17 protein-coding genes are annotated in these 19273 nt (G+C 59.2%); 4 read left to right on the forward strand and 13 right to left on the reverse strand.

Features of this window, described 5'->3' with window-relative positions:
• Positions 1-114 precede the first annotated feature (114 nt).
• Both I6F37_RS02630 and I6F37_RS02635 read left to right on the forward strand, forming a co-directional pair.
• Positions 115-906, forward strand: coding sequence for an FkbM family methyltransferase (locus tag I6F37_RS02630; RefSeq protein ID WP_036013630.1), 792 nt, complete (start codon positions 115-117; stop codon positions 904-906).
• Positions 903-2174, forward strand: a complete 1272-nt coding sequence (locus I6F37_RS02635; RefSeq protein WP_036013628.1) for a hypothetical protein — start codon at positions 903-905, stop codon at positions 2172-2174. Before I6F37_RS02630 ends, I6F37_RS02635 begins: the two co-directional genes overlap by 4 nt.
• Before the next feature lie 79 nt (positions 2175-2253).
• Here the strand turns inward: I6F37_RS02635 and I6F37_RS02640 are convergent, their stop codons facing one another.
• On the reverse strand, positions 2254-3231 hold the full coding sequence (locus tag I6F37_RS02640; RefSeq protein ID WP_036013650.1) for a glycosyltransferase family 2 protein: 978 nt from the start codon (positions 3229-3231) through the stop codon (positions 2254-2256).
• A 406-nt stretch (positions 3232-3637) separates the two neighbouring features.
• Here I6F37_RS02640 and I6F37_RS02645 point away from each other — a divergent pair, with 406 nt between their 5' ends.
• Complete coding sequence (locus I6F37_RS02645; protein WP_225125020.1) at positions 3638-4930, forward strand: glycosyltransferase family 4 protein; 1293 nt, start codon at positions 3638-3640, stop codon at positions 4928-4930.
• A 58-nt stretch (positions 4931-4988) separates the two neighbouring features.
• Here the strand turns inward: I6F37_RS02645 and I6F37_RS02650 are convergent, their stop codons facing one another.
• The 11 genes from I6F37_RS02650 to I6F37_RS02700 form a co-directional block, all read right to left on the reverse strand.
• Positions 4989-5744, reverse strand: coding sequence for a bifunctional 2-polyprenyl-6-hydroxyphenol methylase/3-demethylubiquinol 3-O-methyltransferase UbiG (locus I6F37_RS02650; protein ID WP_225150191.1), 756 nt, complete (start codon positions 5742-5744; stop codon positions 4989-4991).
• Positions 5741-7231, reverse strand: coding sequence for a bifunctional 2-polyprenyl-6-hydroxyphenol methylase/3-demethylubiquinol 3-O-methyltransferase UbiG (locus I6F37_RS02655; RefSeq protein WP_036013625.1), 1491 nt, complete (start codon positions 7229-7231; stop codon positions 5741-5743). The genes I6F37_RS02650 and I6F37_RS02655 overlap by 4 nt, the downstream gene beginning before the upstream one ends.
• A complete protein-coding gene (locus tag I6F37_RS02660) occupies positions 7228-8367 on the reverse strand; it encodes a DegT/DnrJ/EryC1/StrS aminotransferase family protein (protein WP_036013624.1) in 1140 nt (379 codons plus the stop codon). Before I6F37_RS02660 ends, I6F37_RS02655 begins: the two co-directional genes overlap by 4 nt.
• Positions 8364-9365, reverse strand: coding sequence for an NAD-dependent epimerase/dehydratase family protein (locus I6F37_RS02665; protein WP_051057145.1), 1002 nt, complete (start codon positions 9363-9365; stop codon positions 8364-8366). Before I6F37_RS02665 ends, I6F37_RS02660 begins: the two co-directional genes overlap by 4 nt.
• A 20-nt stretch (positions 9366-9385) precedes the next feature.
• A complete protein-coding gene (locus I6F37_RS02670; RefSeq protein WP_225150193.1) occupies positions 9386-10540 on the reverse strand; it encodes a DegT/DnrJ/EryC1/StrS aminotransferase family protein in 1155 nt (384 codons plus the stop codon).
• Positions 10541-10645: 105 nt separating this feature from the next.
• A complete protein-coding gene (locus I6F37_RS02675) occupies positions 10646-11158 on the reverse strand; it encodes an acyltransferase (RefSeq protein ID WP_036013618.1) in 513 nt (170 codons plus the stop codon).
• Between the two features lie 34 nt (positions 11159-11192).
• Positions 11193-12668 (reverse strand): oligosaccharide flippase family protein, encoded by a 1476-nt coding sequence (locus I6F37_RS02680; RefSeq protein ID WP_036013617.1) that lies wholly within the window; start codon positions 12666-12668, stop codon positions 11193-11195.
• A 54-nt stretch (positions 12669-12722) separates the two neighbouring features.
• A complete protein-coding gene (locus tag I6F37_RS02685) occupies positions 12723-13787 on the reverse strand; it encodes a Gfo/Idh/MocA family protein (RefSeq protein WP_036013615.1) in 1065 nt (354 codons plus the stop codon).
• 39 nt (positions 13788-13826) lie between these two features.
• Positions 13827-15089: a UDP-N-acetyl-D-mannosamine dehydrogenase gene (wecC, locus tag I6F37_RS02690; protein ID WP_036013614.1), complete on the reverse strand. Its 1263-nt coding sequence runs from the start codon at positions 15087-15089 to the stop codon at positions 13827-13829.
• On the reverse strand, positions 15082-16206 hold the full coding sequence (gene wecB, locus I6F37_RS02695) for a non-hydrolyzing UDP-N-acetylglucosamine 2-epimerase (protein ID WP_036013612.1): 1125 nt from the start codon (positions 16204-16206) through the stop codon (positions 15082-15084). Before wecB ends, wecC begins: the two co-directional genes overlap by 8 nt.
• Before the next feature lie 3 nt (positions 16207-16209).
• Complete coding sequence (locus I6F37_RS02700; RefSeq protein WP_036013611.1) at positions 16210-17004, reverse strand: WecB/TagA/CpsF family glycosyltransferase; 795 nt, start codon at positions 17002-17004, stop codon at positions 16210-16212.
• Positions 17005-17193: 189 nt separating this feature from the next.
• Here I6F37_RS02700 and I6F37_RS02705 point away from each other — a divergent pair, with 189 nt between their 5' ends.
• Positions 17194-18081: a glycosyltransferase family 2 protein gene (locus I6F37_RS02705; RefSeq protein ID WP_036013610.1), complete on the forward strand. Its 888-nt coding sequence runs from the start codon at positions 17194-17196 to the stop codon at positions 18079-18081.
• Positions 18082-18097: 16 nt separating this feature from the next.
• Here I6F37_RS02705 and I6F37_RS02710 read toward each other — a convergent pair whose 3' ends face one another.
• Positions 18098-19267: a hypothetical protein gene (locus I6F37_RS02710; protein ID WP_225150195.1), complete on the reverse strand. Its 1170-nt coding sequence runs from the start codon at positions 19265-19267 to the stop codon at positions 18098-18100.
• Between the last annotated feature and the right edge of the window lie 6 nt (positions 19268-19273).

Below are 19273 nucleotides of genomic sequence, written 5' to 3' on the forward strand. Positions count from 1 at the left end.
TCATTTAATTTATTATATATTCTCGTAGCTTTAAATGCTCGACATTGCAATCAGATTTATTTTGTTTAATCTGCAGCAATTGAAAGGCGTCTGCCCCGGCAAGGTCCTGTCGTCATGAATTTGAAGCCGTTTGCTCGTTTCGCATATGCGAACATCCCCGGCGTTGCCGCCGCGCGATTTGCATTCAAGGACGCGACGGCCTCATACCTTGCAAAACCGGAGTACGGGGGTGCTATCTGGACCGCCAGGACTGATGGTTTGATTATCGACATCGGGGCGAACCGCGGACAAAGCATCTACGCGTTCAAGAGGTTTCGGCCGAAATCGAGCATCGTCGCGTTCGAACCCGAGCCAGTCTCGGCCGAGCGGCTCAAACTCCGCTTCTCCGGAGATCGATCCGTTTCGATAGCCTCCTGCGCCTTGGGAGCCAAACCGGGCACGATCACGCTCTTCGTTCCTTCATACGGATGGTGGGGCTGCGATGGGATGGCGGCCACCTCCCGCGAGGCGGCGACCGAGTGGCTGAGCGATAGCGGCCGCATGTACCGGTTCGACCAGTCCAAATTGACTGTAGGCGAGCACACAATCGAATGTCGCACGCTCGATTCCTTCTCCTTGTCGCCCTCCCTGATCAAGGTGCACGCTCAGGGCGCCGAGCTGGAGATCCTGCGAGGATCGGAGCACACGCTGAGGCAGCACAAGCCAGCGCTGATGTGCGCCTTTGCATCTGACGATCTTTCGGCATTCGTCGCCGACATTGGTTATCGGCCATACGTCTTCCAGACCGGACGCTTCGTGAGAGGACTAGCGCCGCGTTCGGTCACTTTCACGTGGTATTTGACTGATGCTCACAGCCGTCGCGTCCAGATCGAAGCGGGGTCAGCGGACAAGGCGGTTCTCTCATGAGCGTCACGGCTGCCGGCGGTGAGTTCGGCCTGACGAGTACGGCTTTGCCGAGAGCCCCCGAGCGCTGCAGTACGCTGCCGGCTTGGCTGCTATTGATCGGCGTCATTCTGCCGGCGGCGCAAGTCCAGCTTTACGTCGCCGATGCGAAACTCACGATAGGACGGATCGGTATCTTGCTCCTCATAATACCTGCCGTGGCAAGACTGTTCAGGGCCGGTCGGCACACCCTTGCCTCAGACTATCTTGCATGCGCCGTCGCAGCTTGGATGTTCGCAGCCGCCTACTACACGAGCGGGCCGAGTGCGATCTCGTCGACCGGGGCCGAGAGCCTCGAGTTTTTGGGCGGCTACCTTGTGGCGCGGGGATTTTTCTTCGGCCCGGCGGCCACTTACAGCTTCATTCAGCCATTCAAGCTGGTGACCGCCTGCGTGGTCGTACTGGCGCTTTTCGATAATCTTTCGGGCCGGCTCATCGTTCAAGAAATGTTCTCCGCTGCCTTCGGCAGCTCTACGACGCTCTCGCCCGACTATAGGCTCTATTGGGTAAGAGCCGCCTCGACGTTTGACCACCCAATTCTGTTGGGCACCTACTGCACCGTCGCTTGCGCAATCCTCCTGTTTTCGGAGCAACACCCATTGTCGAAGATGCTTTGGGCGGGTCTTTGTGTTTTCGGCTGCCTCTTGTCGTTGTCCTCCGCGCCCCTATTGTCGTGCTTCATAGTCTTGGCGCTCTACCTTTATGATGCGGGACTGAAACAATATCCAGGCCGATGGCGCGCACTGCAATTGTGTCTTGTCACGATCGTTCTCGTGATCCTGGCAGTTGCCAATCACCCGCTTGGCTGGATCATTTCCCACCTGACCTTCGATCCGGTGTCGGGCTACTTCCGAATGTTGATTTGGGATGCCGCCACACAAAAGATCATGGAGTCTCCTTTCACAGGATATGCGTTCGGCCCGCTTAATCACGACATTCTCGATACCACGGTGGATTCGGTCTGGCTGGTGTTTGCGCTTCGGTTCGGACTTCCTATGATTTTCCTTCTTGTCTTGACGAATATTGCGAGCATCCTCCCCGTAAAAAGTCGCTTCAACGGCGCAGTGGAGTATCCCAGCGCGCCAGATCTACGCATCGCGTTCACCGTCGCGGTGGTGATGCTCATGTTCACCGGGCTGACGGTCCACTACTGGAACTATCTCTGGATATTCTGGGGCGTCTGCAGCGGCATCAGGGCGTCGCTGCGGGAGTTCTCGATGTACAAGGCTTAGCCCCATCAAGCGGTCCAAGCGCAGCAAGCCATTCGGAATCGGGACCGAAACGCCAGCTCTGAAGCCGCCCCGGAGCTGGTCACATCGTCCTTAGCCGGTCGATCGCAGGCCGCAGCAATCGCCACCCGCGCGATCCCAACTGCCGTTTGCAGGCGAGCAGCCACCAACGACGCGATTTCGTGACCGCAGGATCCAGCTTTGACGCAATCGCCGAGAGGCGATCCGATAGTTCAACGTCGCCCTCATTGAAGGCACGGCTCGCACAACTGATTGCGTCGAGCGCCAAGCGGCCCATCAACCAGGACCGGACATCATTGACGTCAGGAAGCACCTCAGAGCAGGTTTCTAGGAAATGCTCAAGCGCCAGCCTGCGTTGAAAGAAGTCCTGCTCGGCCGTATATCCGCCTGACATGTTGGTTGAATGTCGTCGATAAACGGCCTGGATGGCATCGATAAAAGCGACGGAACCATGCGCGGCGAATCGCAACCACATCTCCATGTCGCCGCTGTGCGTCAAATCCGGTAAGTATCCTCCCACTTTCTTCTGAAGGTTCGTTCGCACCACGACGGTCGGAGCCACCACCATGTTTCTGGCGCCCCCGATCCTGATGAAGTCCCGGCCGGATAGTATCTTTGTACCAGACCCGAGTTCCGGAGGCGAAGCCACGACCTCCTCACGCCCCTGATAAAGCGCAACCGCGCCGCCAAACGTGAGGCCGACGGTCGGATGTTCATCCATCAACCTCACCGACCGCTCAATCGCACCGGGCATCAAGTAATCGTCCGCGGAGAGCAGGATCATGTAGTCCGCAGCGGCCCAGGCAATCCCCTCATTGAAGGTGGCGATGTGGCCGCGATTGACGGAATGCCTGCGATACTCGACCCGAGGATCAGCACGAACCAGTTCTTGCGCGACTTGAGGCGTGTTGTCCGTCGACGCATCATCAATGATCAGCAGCCGTAACTCGGATCCGCACTGCTTCAATATGCTGTCGGCGCATTCCTTGAGGAAATGCCCGTACTGGTAACAGGGAATGATCGCATCGACGGAACTCACGGTTTCCACCCCCGCCAGAGGTCTCCGGACCGGACGTTCCACGAAGCTTGAGTTCCGCGTCACGATGTTCCTCACGCGAAGTGACATACTTGATTCTGCACCTTAAGCAGATCGACGAAAATAATACCAGCTATTTAATTGGATTTTATAGTGAGCGCAAATATATGTTTAATTTCTTGGTCGACGTGCTATTTGTCCCATCAGGAAATCGAGACGGGCGGCGTTTGAACCCATGACGGGTCTTAGTCAAAACGACCTTTCCTTAAGGGGACGTGCGACCCTTTGGGCACAGCGAAACTCCTGGCGACTGCCCCGAGGCCTAAGGCGTATCGCAAAAAAACTGTTCATTGGCAGCCAGCTGACGTCCGGAAGCGACGGCCTTGTCGACGACTGGTCGAAACCGCTCGTGCCCTACGACTCGATGGTCGCGCCGAACGCGCCGGCGGTGCCCGCCTCTAACCCGAACAGCGACGTGTCGAAGCCTGGCGACCTTCTTGTTTCACCAGGAAGTGTGCATTGCCTGATTGTCACTCCGGTGCTCGACGCCGGAGGACTCGATGAACTTGTCGCTTTTCTTGCACGGCGCCTCCCTCATTTCGGGTTTCGCGTGACGGTCATGTGCGCACATTCATCGTCAGCGCCGGTCGGCCAATTGTTCACGGCCTTGCAGAAGGAGGGCGCAGCAGTCATTGCCGTCTCGCCGGGCGACGCTTGCCTATGGATCGAAGCGAACCGTCCCGACGTCATCAGCGCGCACGATCCGCCTGGTTGGCTTCTGCAGGCCGCCAATGACGCCCGCGTTCCAATCGTGGAGACGCTCCACGGTATTCCAACGCCCATCAGCACGAATTGGAAGGACGAGGGCCAGCGATCGAAATTCGTCACCTGCTTCGTCGCGGTCAGCGACCTCGTGAGGCGTCAGTACCTGTCGGGCAATCCGTCCTATTCAGATCGCGCGGTTATCACCATCCCCAACGCATTCAACCAGACCCACCGCCCGTTGGTGAACCGGTCGGAAGCCCGGGCCTGGCTCGGCCTCAATGAAGAATTTCTCTTCCTCTCGCTCGGCCGTCACACGATCCAGAAGAATGCATACGGCCTGATCCGGGCATTCTCCGAAGTCGCAGAGCAGGACCACAAGGTCCATCTGCTGATCGCCGGTCGCCTGGACGATGCCGTATACATGCGGCAGGTGCGCACGCTTCGGGACAAGATGCCTTGCAAGCAGCGAATTCACCTCCGGCATTCGTTTCCAGATCCGTCCATCCTGCTTGCCGCCGCCGACTGCTTCGTTCTGAATTCCTTCTTTGAGGGATGGTCATTGGCCTCCATGGAGGCCTTGAGCGCGGGGTTGCCCACGATTGTGAGCGACGTCGGGGGTGCCCGTGAGCAACTCGGCTCGGACGGCAGCCGGGGATTCGTTGTGGCGAACCCGGTTGGCGATCCCGAAAGCGCGAATTGGCATAACTCAAGCCTCATGCGATTTCAGCCGCAGAAGAATAAGGACGAACTCGTCTCGGCTATGAGGTCAGTCGTCGCACTCCGAGATCATTGGTCGGAAATTCGGGGACAACTGTCGGAGGATGCAAAACGCCGGTTCGATCCTCTCACATGTTCCAAACGGCATGCGGAGGTCCTGCTCTCGGTAATTTCACGGTCTGGGATCAAGAGTGAATTCGCTGACTGTGGTCGCCCGTAGTCGATGGCCAGACGCGTATGGCGCGTTTTCGAGACCTCCAGCGGCCCCCTCACCGCCGTTAGCTGATCAACCGGTTCTTCTTCCAATTGATCTTCGGTTGCGCAACAGATCCGCCGGTCGCCTCACCAGCCATGATGTACTGCTTTGCCAAATGATGGCTCAGGACTCCGAGGGTAAGACTATCCAGCAGCTTGGATTTTGGACCTTCAATGCCCGTAATCAGACCATCCTTGACGACCAAATCTGAGTCATTGAGAAGCTCGACCGCGCTGTCTTCGACAAAGAACTTCAAATGAGTCCGGTCAAGGATTCCCGAATCAGCGTACGCAAATCGACGCCGGAAAAGCAGGGGAAGCGTCACGCTCAGATGCGCGATGTTCGGAACGGAAACAATCACGCGCCCACCATCCATGAGAAGGCTTCTGGTGATGGCCTGAAGCGTGCGAGTTGGATCCGGAACGTGTTCAAGGACATCAAGCAACAAGATGAGGTCAAACTTGCTACCCACGCGTGAGATCAAATCGTCGATGTCTCCGATCATCGCGACATCGGCATGCTCTTGCAGGTCAGCCTCGAGCGCTTGATTGAGCTCGACCCCGAATGTCGTAGCGGCGGGGTAGATCGACTTAAGCCACATCAGAGTGAAGCCTGCGCCAGGCCCCACTTCGAGTATGCGAGAGGCGCGGCTCGGCAGTAACGGCCAAATCTCGCGGCGGGAGCGGGTATAGTAGTTCTTTGCATACGAACCCTGCGCTGCATCAGCGTGTCCCCGCATGTTGCCGATTTCGATTCGGTTGGTGGCTTCCAAGCTCATTGGACGGCGCTCCCTCCGGAAACCTCCATTTGCTCCATTCCGCGGGCCTCGCGGGCGGACGGCTTTCGCGATCCACGCCTTGTAGCAGTTGCGACAAGGTCTGACGCAAGTATGGGAGACAGGAATCGGAACGTCGGACTGACTCGATCCGGAGCGCACCGTTCAATCTTCTCGATCGCCAGACCGGCCTGCGCACACCACGTTCGAAGTTTTCCGACCGTCGTGTCGTGGATCCCCACTGAATCGAAGCTGCCCCAACGCCGAAACACGTTGCTGGATCTCGCGCATTCCCAGGCGTAACGGAGCGACGGCCGGTTTGGCGCGCATATGATCACCCGTCCGTCGGGAGCCAAGAGATCAGCAAACAATCTGAGCAGATGTGCCGGATCACGGACGAATTGCAAGACATCGACGAAAAGCAGCCGGTCGAACCGCTCCGTTGCGATTTTTGCTCTGGCCGTGATGACGTCCCCTAACACCACCTCAGCCCCGAGCTCGGCCAAGCCGTTGCCCACAACGGGATCGAGGGGCACCGCCACGACCCGGTTTCCTCTCTGCAGCAGCCGGCGCTCGTTTGCAGCCGAGCAGGATCCAATCGATAATACGGCGGCCTTTTCCGGTACACCGGACAATACTTCGTCCCTGGCCGGCTCGTAGTAGTCCTTCGAGTACATGCTGTGCCAGAGCCTCGTCTCGGCACCGAATAGCGGAATGACGGTGTTTCCCTCACGCGCAATCTGCATCAGGACGGACAGTTGTGCGTCCAATTGCTTGCGATCGACGCCGAGCCGGTTGATATACTTGTTCGGTAAATGGTGGGCAGAAAAGTCGTCGATATGGGAAATCGGTATCAGCTTCTTGAAGCCACACTGGGTGAATGGATCAGTTGCAGCGGTGCAAGGCAGGTCGTACTTGCCTTCGTGGGGCGCGACCAGAAAACCGCCGGACGCAATTGCTCTCGCTAGCTGCTGCTGGGTGAGCATATAGCTGGCAGCATGCTCATTGGTAAAATGAGCGAGAAGGTAAGGTCCCCTGGACCTTACCGACGTACAATCCCAGTGGAAAGAACCGTGGGCCTGCGGATAATTCAATTCGCCGTTTGACGCTCTCTCGACGAGCATCCATCCGGCAACCTCGCCTTCAACCAACACTGCAGTCACGTCGAGAACCGCTCGAATATTCCTTTCAGTGACCAAGATGTCGTCTTCGGAGTAGATGAACAGGTCGTACTGATCAACTCGCGCTGCAAACAACTCTTTGTGCACGAAGGGAAGCGACCAGGGATTCTTGTTGGGAAGGCCAACGATACACTCAATTTCTGCTGCTGGCTTCTTGTCGATGTTGGATATGATCATGATATCCACGTCGAACGACATGGACCGGTATTCCCTGATCACCCGATCCAGGTAAGCATCATTGGCGGTCCCATAGCTCGCAATCACGACTAAAAGTCGCAATGCCTTCCGATCGGCGATCCCCGGGATCATCGTTCCACCTCTGCCCGCACCGCAGCGCTCACCCGCGCAGTATCTTCCGCGCTCATCTGCGCATAGATGGGTAGCAAGATCGATCGATCCTGGGCAAGCTCGGATTGACGTAGATCCTGTCTCCTGTTGAGGCCCGCATAAGGCTGCTCGCGGTGGGCGCACATGATCCCGCGGCGAGTCGCGATGCCCTTGTCGAGGAGATGCTGCATGACGACGCGTTGGTCGAGGCGGTCCGGGAGACGAACGCAATAGCTCTGCCAGTTGGATCTGGCCCACGCCGGTTCGCTTGGTAGCCGCAGTCCTTCCAGATTGCCGAGCTGTTCGGCATATCGAGCGGCAACGGCTCGCCGGCGCGCCACCAGGTCCGGAAGTCGCTCGAGTTGTCTGCGCCCAATGGCGGCCTGCATATCTGTCATTCGGTAATTGTAGCCAACAACGACGTACTCCTCGAAGATCACGCTCGACGAGCTGTGTCGCACCGTATCCGGAACGCTCATGCCGTGCTGGCGCAGCAGCTTACACTTCCGGTCAAGCTCGGCATTCGCAGTGGTGAGCATTCCACCCTCACCCGTCGTGATCACCTTTCGCGGATGAAAGGAAAAGCACGCAATATCTCCGTGCGGCGCGCCGATCGGCGCCCATTCTCCGTTCATCCGGATCTGCGATCCGGCGGCACAGGCCGCGTCCTCGATGACGGCGATGCCACGGCGGCGCGCTATGGCCATCAGCGCTGCCATATCACAAGGCATGCCCATCTGATGGACCACGATGATCGCGCGGGTGCGCTCGGTGACGGCTTCCTCCAGTCGAGCGCAATCCAAATTGTACGTTTCCGGCTCGATATCGACAAAAACCGGAGTGGCGCCCTGATGTCGGATGACGTTTGCGGTCGCGATGAAGGAATGGCTGACCGTGATTACCTCATCGCCGGGACCGATATCGAGCGCTGTCAGGGCGAGTTGCAGGGCGGTCGTACAGTTTGAGACCGCACAGGCGTGCGGCGCGCCAACAAGAGCAGCGAACTCACGCTCGAACGCGGCGACCTGGGGGCCCTGCGAAACCCAACCCGACAGCACGACCGCGCGCGCGGCATCGGCCTCTTCGTCCGCAAGCAACGGGGCGGCGATCGGAATCACGATGCCGCCGCCTGTCGCTGATGGTCCGAACCGAGCTCGCGTTCGGATCGCCACCACTTGACGAGATCGGAAAGCCCCTGCTCGAGCGAAATCGCAGTGCGGAAACCTAGCAAACGCTCCGCCTTGCCCGTCGAGGCCAGCCGTCGCGGCACTGGATTGACCGAGCGCTCCGGCGCGAATTCGGGTGTCAGGCCGCGGCGTCCCATCACGGACGCAAGCGCCATCGCCAGCTCCGTCAGGCTGGTTTCGGTGCCGCTCCCGACGTTGAAGACCTCATCGGTAACCTTTGACCTCGCCGCAAGGATATTCGCCCGTGCGATGTCGCGGACGTGGACGAAGTCCATGGTCTGACGACCATCGCCAAAGATAATGGGAGGCAAACCGGCTTCCAGCCGCTCCATCCAGCGGATCAAGACCTCAGTATACCGTCCGTGGATGTCCATCCGGCTGCCATAGACGTTGAAATACCGGAATGCCACATAGTCGAGGCCCCAGGCATCGTTAAAGGTCCGCAGGAGCCCTTCGTTGAACGCCTTGGCGGCTCCATAGAGAGTTCGATTATTGTAGGCATTCTGCCGCTCTGTCGTCGGAAACTCTTCGGCCATGCCATAGACGGATGCCGAAGACGCCGCGATGATCTTCTCGATGTCATGCTTGATGCACAGCTCCAGCAGGTCGAAAGTGGCATCCACCATGACCTCCTTGGCCAGGCGCGGTTCGGCTGCACAATGGGTGATGCGGAGCGCGGCCTGGTGAAAGACGATGTCAGCCGCCTTGACCAATGCTTCCATCAGTTTGCGATCGCGAATGTCGCCGTGGACTAGTCGTACAGGCCCACGCCCGAGCGCGCGCCGGAGATTCTCCGGCCGGCCTCTGATCATGTTGTCGAGGGCAACAATCTCGATGCAGCCCTCGTCACAAAGCAGGTCGACGATGTGGGAGCCGATGAATCCCGCCCCGCCGGTGATCAGAACGCGTTTACCCTTGAGATCAATCAAGACGCTCTCCTGTTGTGGGACTATGTCAAGACGCTTTGTAGGTGCTCCGCTCGGGTGCTGACGGCTACGCTAGGCTGCAGTCCCGTCGCGCGCCTCAATGTGGCGACAACTTCGCCTGCCTGTTCTGGCAGCAGCTCCGGATAGATGGGAAGAGAAAGGAACTCCCTCGCGAGCATCTCGGTGACAGGGAGATCACCAGCGCGATAACGGAGTTCCGCGTAGGCTCTCTGCAGATGCACCGGAACGGGATAATGAATCCCGGCGCCGATACCGGCATCACGCAACAGCGCCAGCGCCTCATCGCGCCGCTCCGATCTGACCGCATAGACGTGATAGACGTGGCGGGCGTGCGCGGGCGGTCCGGGTCGTGCGAGCGGGAGATCGGCAAGCAGCGCATCGTATCGCTTAGCGAGCGACCGGCGGGCTTCGGTCCAGCGCTCGATGTGGTCCAGCTTGACGTTCAGAACCGCGCTCTGAATTTCGTCCATGCGATAGTTATATCCGGGAATGGCGTGGTCGTATTTTGCCTCCTGCCCCCAATCCCGCAACAGTGACACGCGGCGCGCAAATTCAATCCGGTCGGTGACGAGCGCCCCGCCCTCGCCAAACGCTCCGAGATTCTTGCCGGGGTAAAAGCTGAAGCATCCCAGATCGCCGATCGAGCCCGCGCGGCGCCCGCGGTACTCCGCACCGTGCGCCTGCGCGGCGTCCTCAATGACGGTCAACCCGTGGCGACGCGCGATCGCCATGATCGGATCCATGTCGGCCATCAGCCCGTGGAGGTGAACCGGCAGAATGGCCTTGGTTCGCGGCGTCATCGCAGCTTCGATCAAGCCGGGATCCATCGTCCATGTTACCGGATCGACGTCGACAAATACCGGCCTGGCGCCGCTGTAGAGGATGGCCGCGGTCGTGGCGACGAACGTCATGGATACCGTGATGACTTCGTCGCCGGGCCCGACACCCGCCGCCAGCAGTGCAAGGTGAAGCGCCGAAGTGCCACTGTTCACTGCGCGGCAATGGGCGGTACCGCAATAATCCGCGAAGCGTCCCTCGAAGGCCGTGACCTCGGGCCCGAGCACGAAGTGCCCGCTGCTGACGACCCTCGCCACCGCGGCGTCGATTTCCGGCTTGATCTGGCTGTATTGCGCTTTGAGGTCCAGGAAGGGTATCAAGATTCAGAACCTTGGATTGGGGCTGAATTATATCGAATATTTAAATCTCATTAACAAATATAATCAAGCATTAAATTGCGAGCCGCATATATATTAGCAATAATACTATCTGCGAAGCGCCTCTGATGAGGCGCGAATGCCCGCAACCATGTGTTCAGTGGTGGAGAGAACCCGCGCCGGCACTCCGGCGACGACGGCGCCGGGCGGAACGTCCTTCGTGACCACCGCTCCCGCGCCTACGAAGGCTCCCGCGCCGATCGTCACACCGCACAGAATGGTGGCATTCGAGCCGATGGAAGCGCCCCTGCCGACAAGCGTGCGCTGCAGCGTCCAGTCCGTGGCTTGCTGGGGACGACCACCCACTGTTGTCGCCCTCGGGTGCTTGTCGTTGGTGAACATCACACCGTGTCCGACGAACACCTCGTCCTCGATCGTGACGCCCTCACAGATGAAGCTGTGCGACGATATCTTGCACCGCGCACCTATCTTTGCTCCGGCCTGGATCTCGACGAAGGTTCCGATCCTGCTCTCATCACCGACGGCGCAACCATACAGATTGACCAGATCCGGATGCAGGATACGGACATCACGGCCAAGCTCGGTGTCCTTTATTGGCATGTCAGTGTCCCTGTCTCCACAGTCAAAGAACCCTTTACAGCGCCGAGCGTGACGGGAGCAGCCGGGGCGCCATCTCCGCAAGCCCTGCGGCCGCTTGACGAAGGTGCTGCAGCAGAGGATGCCCTGTCGCCATCAGTCCCCACCACCAGCAAAGCGGGCCAACCACAAACGCTGATGCGAGACCTGCAACGAGATTGAGAGTTCCTGCCTCGATCAACGCCGCACAGGTGGCTGCGCCCAAGGCGGTCGCCACGGTGGCGACACCGCTCGTTACGAGGGCACGGCCAAGTTCGCCCGGCCGCAATGCCAGATGCCGACTGAGATAGTAAATCGCCACTGCCGCCTGGAACGGCAGCGTCAGCAACGCGCACGCCGCTACTGCCTCCACGCCAAAGAAGGACGCACCCAAGAGAGCAAGGAGCGATGGCGGCAACGAGATGAAGGATGAGACGAGCGCGTCGCGCACGCGTCCAACGGCCACGAATATAGGATATGTCAGACACGCAGCGAACAGCGCCAGATTGGCAAGGCAAAGAATGCGCACCAACGGCACGACCTCCAGCCAGGCTCCACCAAGCCAGATCAGAACGATCGGTTTTGCCATGATCGCTACGAACGTGAGAAACGGCCACTGCACGGCGGAAAGCAGTTGGACCGCGTCCAGATAGACCCCCTTCAGATCCGCTCCGGCTGCACGCCTCGACACAATCGCTGGCATGATGATCGGATTCAGCACCTGCGTGACGAGCCTGTCAAAGACCTGGGTCAGGTTTATCGCCCGGCTATAGAGACCTACGGCGGCAAAATCGAGAATCTTCGCGAGAAATAGCTGGGGCGCAAGGTTGTAGAAGATATTGATAACACTGACGCCGCTGGAATACAGACCGAATTTGAGAACATCTCGGTATTCGGACAGCGAAGGACGCAACACACGGAAGTCCCGATACCAGCTCAACAACATGATCATGAGAACGACGCTACCAGCCACACCACCCCAGACCGGAGCCATGTAGCTGAAGTGCAAAAGCGCCAGTCCAATCGAAACCAGCGCTATCGTCACGTTGCTAGCGAGATTGCAGATCGCGAGCGTCCCGAACTGCATGTCACGACGAAACAATGCGGCCAACGTCCCGGAGACCGGCAGGAGAAGAAGGTTTAGCGCAGAAACCTGGATACCTCGCCTTAGGCCCTCCTGCCCAAATATCTGCGATACAACGCCGGCCGAGGCGAGCAGGATCAGTGCAACTACGAGTGAGATCACACAAGTGACCGTGAACGCCGTGCGGATGGTCCCGCGCGACAGCTCATGTTTTTGAAGCAGGTAATTCGCGCCTCCAAACTCCTGAAAAGCGGCTGCGATCACGGCGGCCAGCGCATTGACAACCGCAAAGATCCCGAATTCGCCCGGCGTCAGCAGACGCGACAGCACTGCTGTCGAAAAGAAGAACAGCACAAGGCCCGCATAGCGATCGACAGCGGAGAAAAAGAATGAACGCTGCACTGAACTCATCGCGACTCCGTCGCTGCGGCTCGGCTGGCGAACAGACACGGCCAAACCCGCCAATTATGCCGTGGCTCGGGCCAGCTCCGGCAGCCTGCGCGGCAACTGCCTGATCTCGACCGGTTTGCCATGTTCCGCGATCGATCGCGAGGCTGCCTCAAGCACCTCGACCACGCGTAGCCCAGACATGCCGCTCGAAATCGGCTGCCCTCCGGTACGCACACAGTCGACGAAATGCTCGACCTCCGTTTGCAGCGCCTCCTTGGGCGAGATATGCGGAGCCCACATGTCACCGGCTCGATATCCGATTCGAAACTGGTGCGCGCTTTCGGGAGGGCTGTCGAGCGTAATTCCCTTGTCGTAGACCTTCACCTTCTCGGTCGGCTCGAGATCGTCATAAACGATCATCTTCCTGCTGCCACCAATGAACGTCTGCCGCACCTTGACAGGCGAGAGCCAGTTGACGCTGACATGGGCGACGCATGCGTTGGCGAAGAACAACGTGATGTGGGCCATGTTCTCCGGCGAACCTGCAATATGGCACGAGCCGGTCGCCGAAACCGCGACCGGCTCTTCATCGAGGATATAGTGGATGATCGAGATGTCGTGCACCGCCAGATCCCAGATCACATTTACGTCTTTCTGGAACAGCCCGAGGCTCGAGCGTGTACTATCGTAATAGTAGATGTCGCCGAGCTCTCTCTTCTGCAGGAGCTCACGAATCTTCTGGACTGCCGGCGTGTAGAGAAAGGTGTGATCGACCATCAGCGTCAATCCGCGCCGGTCCGCCTCCTCCATTAGGCGAGATACGAGCCCCGTGCTCGGCGCTAGGGGCTTTTCGACTAGGACATGCTTGCCAGCCCTTAGCGCGCCCATCGCCAACTCATAATGGGTGTGCACTGGCGTCGCGATGGCGATTGCATCGACCGCGGAGTCCTTCAGCAGATCGTCAAATCGGGTGGTGGTTGCCACTCCCGGGTAGAGCTGCGTTATGGCGCTGAGCCTGCCTGCGTCTAGGTCGCTGACGCTGACGACGCGGGCGGCAGGGTTCAGCGAGAAATTGCGAACGAGATTGGGACCCCAATAGCCGTATCCCACGACCCCGATACCAAGCTGGCTATCTCGCATACTGACCTCGATCCATTCGGGGGTTTACGCTTCTACTCGTTACGTCCGCGCCGGCATATCTTGCCATATGCCCCGCGTATCGATGACGTCCAGGTGCCGGCGCTCGGCCAAGGGCACCATTTTGAATTCGTCATGGTCGACGAGGAGAACCGCAATTTCGCAACTGCGCAGCGCTTCCTCGATGTTCACGAATGCAACGCGATAATCGGCCAATTGAGGCGGCAGACGGCGCAGATTCGGCTCAACAACCTTGATACGTTCGCCGTATTTCGCCGCGAGATGCGTAGCAATTTCCAGAGCGGGGCTTTCACGCACGTCGTCGACATTGGCCTTGAACGTCAATCCACAGCAGGCAATGTTCGCATAAGGATGATCGTCGATCAGCGCCTCTGTGCGCTCGATGATCTTCTGCGTTTTGGCGTTGTTCACTTCCCGGCTTGTTCGCATTACCCGCGCGAGATCCGGCACAGAATCGATGATGAACCAGGGGTCGACCGCAATACAGTGCCCCCCGACTCCCGGTCCCGGCCGCAAAATGTTCACGCGAGGATGGCGGTTGGCGATATCGATCACTTCCCAGACGTTGATGTCGAACCTGTCGCAAATCATCGAGAGTTCGTTGGCGAATGCGATGTTGGTATCGCGGAAGGCGTTCTCCGTCAGCTTGACCAACTCGGCCGCACGCGCCGTAGTACCGACGCAGGCGCCGCGAACGAACATCTTGTAGAAGCGCTGAGCACGTCGCGTGCAGGTCGGCGTAATTCCGCCGATGCACCTGTCGTTGTTGATAAGCTCGGTCAGGATCCGTCCCGGCAACACGCGTTCGGGACAGTAAGCGACGTAAATCGCTCCATCCTCCTTGCCGTTGACGCCTATGTGAAGCTCCGGCCTGCGTTCGACGATCCGCTTTGCGATGGCTTCAGTTGTCCCAATCGGCGACGTCGATTCAAGGATGACAAGGTTTCCTGGCGCCAGAAGATCCACGATGTTGTCGACTGCGGCATTCACGCTTGCCAAATCCGGGCGGTTCTCGTGATCGATCGGGGTCGGTACTGCGATGATGAATACGTCCGCCGGCTGCGGTTTCCTGGCCGTCGTGAGCGCACCGCTCGATACGACCTTGGAAACGAGACCATCGAGATCGGGCTCAGCGATATGAATTTTGCCGGATGCAACCGTGTCGACAACGCGTTCGCTGGTATCGATGCCAACCACCTGCAGTCCACGGCTCGCAATCAGAGCCGCTGTCGGCAGCCCGATATAGCCAAGTCCGATGACATTGATTTTCTGGAATTCAGGCATCGAGAAGAACCTTCACGATCCGCTCGCTCGCGTGTCCGTCACCGAACGGATTGTGCGAACGCGCCATGGCAGCGTAAGTCTCGTCATCGTCGAGGAGACGGAATGTTTCCGAAACGATCCTGTCGTAGTCGGCACCGACGAGTCGCGCCGTTCCCGCTTCTACGCCCTCGGGACGCTCGGTCGTCTCGCGCATCACCAGGACCGGCTTCCCGAAAGTGGGCGCCTCCTCCTGGACGCCCCCTGAATCTGTCAGGACCAAATATGACAACGAGAGCAGGCTCACGAAATCCGTGTATTCCTGCGGAGAAATGAGGGCGACCCGCGGATGGTCCGCCAACCGGGACGCAAACAAGTCGCGGACATTCGGATTCGGGTGCACGGGAAGCACCACAGCAACGTCCTCCCTGCGCAGGATGGTCTCGAGCGCGTTCACGATATTTGCAACGCCGCCGCCGAAATTTTCCCTACGATGGCAGGTCACCAGGATGATCCGACGGTTGCCGTGACGTTTCTTGATACCGTCCCACCGACTCGAGAGTCCTGGATCGGATTCGACCATGGCTTTCGCGAGGATGAGAGCGTCCACCACCGTGTTTCCGGTCACGTGGATGCGGTCGCCCGCGACATTTTCGGAGCGCAACGCGCGCGCCGCGCGCTCCGTGGGAGCAAAATGTTGATCGGCGATCGAGCCGACGATCTTGCGGTTCACCTCCTCTGGCCAGGGAGCGAAGATGTCGCCACTGCGCAGACCCGCCTCGATGTGCGAGACCGGTATACGGTGATAGTAGGATGCCAGTGCCCCCGACATGGCTGTCGCCGTGTCGCCTTGGACAATAATCCTGGTGGGCTTCACCTTTTCGAGGAGTTCGCCAATTTGACCGAGCAGCCGGGCGGTCAGATGATCGAGAGACTGATTGGCCGTCATGACGTTCAGATCAAAATCCGGAACCACCTTGGCAAGCTTCAGGACTTGATCAAGCAGGTGCCGATGCTGTGCCGTCGCACAGATCGTCACGGCGATGTCCTTACCCGCCTCGGCCTTGAGCCGATTGATCACCGGAAAGAGCTTGATTGCTTCCGGCCGGGTTCCCAGAAGGATGAAAAAATGCTTGCGCACGCTTCACCCCCCGATCCGGCTCGGACCAGGAGGGACGGCGCTGGCTGCACCGAGCGGGTTCCGAAACGCCTGCCTCATGAGGGCTTGCGCCAGGATGCCTGCAAACCGGGTGTTCGTCGTGGCGTATCGCCACCACATCCGGCCAGGCTCCTGATAAATGCGGTAGAGCCATTCGAGGCCGAGTTTCTGAATCTGCGGCGGCGCGCGCCGAACGGTGCCTGCCAGAATATCGAATGAACCACCTACCCCCATGATAAAGGGAACGCCAAGTTCATCGCGATGGGCGGCGAGGAAGCGCTCCTTCCGGGGTGTCGGCATGCCGATGAAGAGGCAATCGGCCGCGCTGGATTGGATGTCCCTCACCACGTCATTTTCCTGCTCGCGTTTGAAGTAGCCGTCGTGCGAGCCGGCAAACACGAGTGAAGGATGCTTCTTGCGCGCGGCTTGCATCGCCTCGTGCAGCACGGCGTGAGTGGCTCCCAGGAAATACGGCTTGAAGCCTTCCTGCGCACATACCGCGAGCAACTCGGCGAGGAGATCCACCCCCGCGACCCGCGGCGTCGGCGGAAGCCCCAGCACTCGAGCGCCCCAAACAATCCCCATGCCATCGAGGCCGACGACATCGCTGTTGGCGACATCAGCCGCGAGCACCGGATCAGATCTCATATTCACCAATTTCGCGACGTTCAGCGCCACGTGTTGCAGACGTCGCCGACTGCGCATGGCCCCGCGCGCAAGATCGACGGTTTCCGCCATTGTCAGCAGGTCGACAGGGCATCCCAGAAATGAGGCGCGCATCGGAACCTACCTCCCATAAATTCCACTCGTTTAATGTTTGCTTTTAAGATTATTATAGAGATAATACCGATGCAACATTTAATTGCAATGTTTAAATCTGACAATATTCGCCGCATGCGGTGAATACAGGATCTCCGCGTAAGGTCGCGGGTCACAGACGAAGCCGGAATTAAATAGAGGAATTAACTGATGATTTCAGTCGTAATTCCCCACCTCAACCAGCCCGATGCGCTGGAAGCCTGCTTGCGCAGCCTGGATGCACAGACCCTCGCTCGGGACGCGTTCGAGATCATCGTGGTGGACAACGGCTCGGCAACGCCCCCAATGGATGTCGTTGCCGGTCATCCCGGTGTACGGCTGGAGCATGAACCGCGTCCCGGGCCCGGCCCGGCGCGAAACGCAGGCGTCGCCGCTGCCAACGGCGAGATCCTCGCCTTCATCGACGCCGATTGCAGGGCCCATCAAGATTGGCTGAGCAGCGTAATGAAATGGTCTTCCCTGTCTCCAGCTGGCACTGTTCTCGGGGGCGACGTCCGCATCTGGCGGCCGGACGATGCGGAGCTTGACGCCATTGCGGCTTACGAAAGCGTGTTCGCTTACCGCTTTAAGCTCTATATCGAGCGCCACGGATATTCTGGCACTGGCAACATGGCGGTATTTCGCCGCGACTTCGACCGCGTCGGCCCTTTTGCGGGCATTGATGTCGCCGAAGACATGGAATGGGGAGAGCGCGCGTTGCGCGTCGGCCTTCGATTTCGCTACACCCCTGAAATGATCGTCTTCCACCCGGCCCGGGGCTCTCTCCAGGAGCTCTACACCAAATGGGACCGACACATCGCGCACTACCGCAACATGGCGGAAGGCAAACCCATCTGGCGCTTGCGCTGGCTCGCGCAAGCGTTGCTCGTCTTCGCATCACTCGCGCCGAACGCTGTGACCGTGCTGACCAGCGATCGCCTGCACGGTACCGGCGTTCGCCTCAAGGCCATCGCCGTGTTGTGTGCCGTCCGAGCGCACCGCGCCCTCACGATGCTCTCGCACCTGCGAGGCCGAAGGGCGGTCGCCTGGAATCGCTAGCGCAACGCCGATTCCGTCAGGCGCCGAAGGCACCATTGTGGGTCAGCTCCGGCAGGTCGGCACGCCGGCCGAACGACCACAGAATCCAGCCCAGTTCGTAGCTTCGGCACTCGAACCGAACCTCCACGTCAGTGCCGTCGACCAGCCGCTCCTCGCTTCCGAGCAAGGCGTTCCTGAGTGCGCGCGCGACCCGCGGCACCTTGGTCGTCAGTTCACCTTTGCGAACCTGCGAACGGAGGGTCAGGCTCAGTTCGGGCACGAGCATGGCCCGGCCCAGCTGGTTATGGCCAAGCACCCAATTGAATCCCTTGACCAGGGCATCCCGCGCCCCCCGCTGCCCAAAGCGCTCGGCCCATTCCAGCAGTGCCGGAGCCATCCCATACTGATGGACCGAATAGACCTCATAGAAGTCAAGAACGCGACCGCTCTGCGCGTCGAAAAACCAGGGCCACTCGCCCTGTGGGCCTTGAAGCGCAACCAGATTCCGCACACAGGTGTCGGCCATGACAAGCGCGGACGGATCGCCGGCGAATTCGCCAAATTGATAGCAGGCGATTGAGAGATAGGTCTGCGTCGCAAATGTCGAGAAGCGCCGCCGAAAGCCGAGCGGCGCATCGAAGAACAATCCCGATCCACTGTGAAAGCGGTCCTTCAAGAAACGATAGAGCGGCCGCGCATAGCGTGCCCACTCATTCTCGCCCGCTCTCGCCTGGGCCACGACTCCCGTGAGCAGCATGCCCAGATCTTGCGCCCGGAAGCTCCTCCACCGGGCCTCATCGGCAAGGATGGCTCTCAGCTCGGTTTTGACCGGTTCCGGCATTTCGAGGCCGAGCTCGGCGGCGCTCCATAGCGCCATACCGAACGCGTACTTGCGCACCGGAAGCTTCGTGAGCAGCAAAGCGTTGCGATGGAATATTTCGGACAGATCAATCCCATCCGGAATGGCGGCAACGCGCGACATCCCGAGTAGAACGTTGAGGGTATAAAATACGTCGCTGCGTGGGATCGACTCGTTCGGCGAGGTACGTCCATCGAGATGGTAGATATGCGACCACCTGCGGTGTTCGGGTAACCAACAACGTTCCAGCCCGTTGAGTGCATAGTCCACCAGCGGGGAATTGTGCGCGAGCTTACTCGCCGCGGCGGGCACCACGAGCTTCACCCCAAAATTCGGACGAATGATCATGTTAAC

This window comes from Bradyrhizobium sp. NBAIM08, from assembly GCF_020193935.1.
Classification (GTDB): Bacteria; Pseudomonadota; Alphaproteobacteria; order Rhizobiales; family Xanthobacteraceae; genus Bradyrhizobium; species Bradyrhizobium yuanmingense.

Coding starts and splice junctions, on each gene's coding strand:
- I6F37_RS02630 (WP_036013630.1), top strand. CDS start 115: ATGAATTTGAAGCCGTTTGCTCGTTTCGCATATGCGAACATCCCCGGC.
- I6F37_RS02635 (WP_036013628.1), top strand. CDS start 903: ATGAGCGTCACGGCTGCCGGCGGTGAGTTCGGCCTGACGAGTACGGCT.
- I6F37_RS02650 (WP_225150191.1), bottom strand. CDS start 5,744: ATGAGCTTGGAAGCCACCAACCGAATCGAAATCGGCAACATGCGGGGA.
- I6F37_RS02655 (WP_036013625.1), bottom strand. CDS start 7,231: ATGATCCCGGGGATCGCCGATCGGAAGGCATTGCGACTTTTAGTCGTG.
- I6F37_RS02675 (WP_036013618.1), bottom strand. CDS start 11,158: ATGCCAATAAAGGACACCGAGCTTGGCCGTGATGTCCGTATCCTGCAT.
- I6F37_RS02680 (WP_036013617.1), bottom strand. CDS start 12,668: ATGAGTTCAGTGCAGCGTTCATTCTTTTTCTCCGCTGTCGATCGCTAT.
- I6F37_RS02685 (WP_036013615.1), bottom strand. CDS start 13,787: ATGCGAGATAGCCAGCTTGGTATCGGGGTCGTGGGATACGGCTATTGG.
- wecC (WP_036013614.1), bottom strand. CDS start 15,089: ATGCCTGAATTCCAGAAAATCAATGTCATCGGACTTGGCTATATCGGG.
- I6F37_RS02700 (WP_036013611.1), bottom strand. CDS start 17,004: ATGCGCGCCTCATTTCTGGGATGCCCTGTCGACCTGCTGACAATGGCG.
- I6F37_RS02705 (WP_036013610.1), top strand. CDS start 17,194: ATGATTTCAGTCGTAATTCCCCACCTCAACCAGCCCGATGCGCTGGAA.
- I6F37_RS02710 (WP_225150195.1), bottom strand. CDS start 19,267: ATGATCATTCGTCCGAATTTTGGGGTGAAGCTCGTGGTGCCCGCCGCG.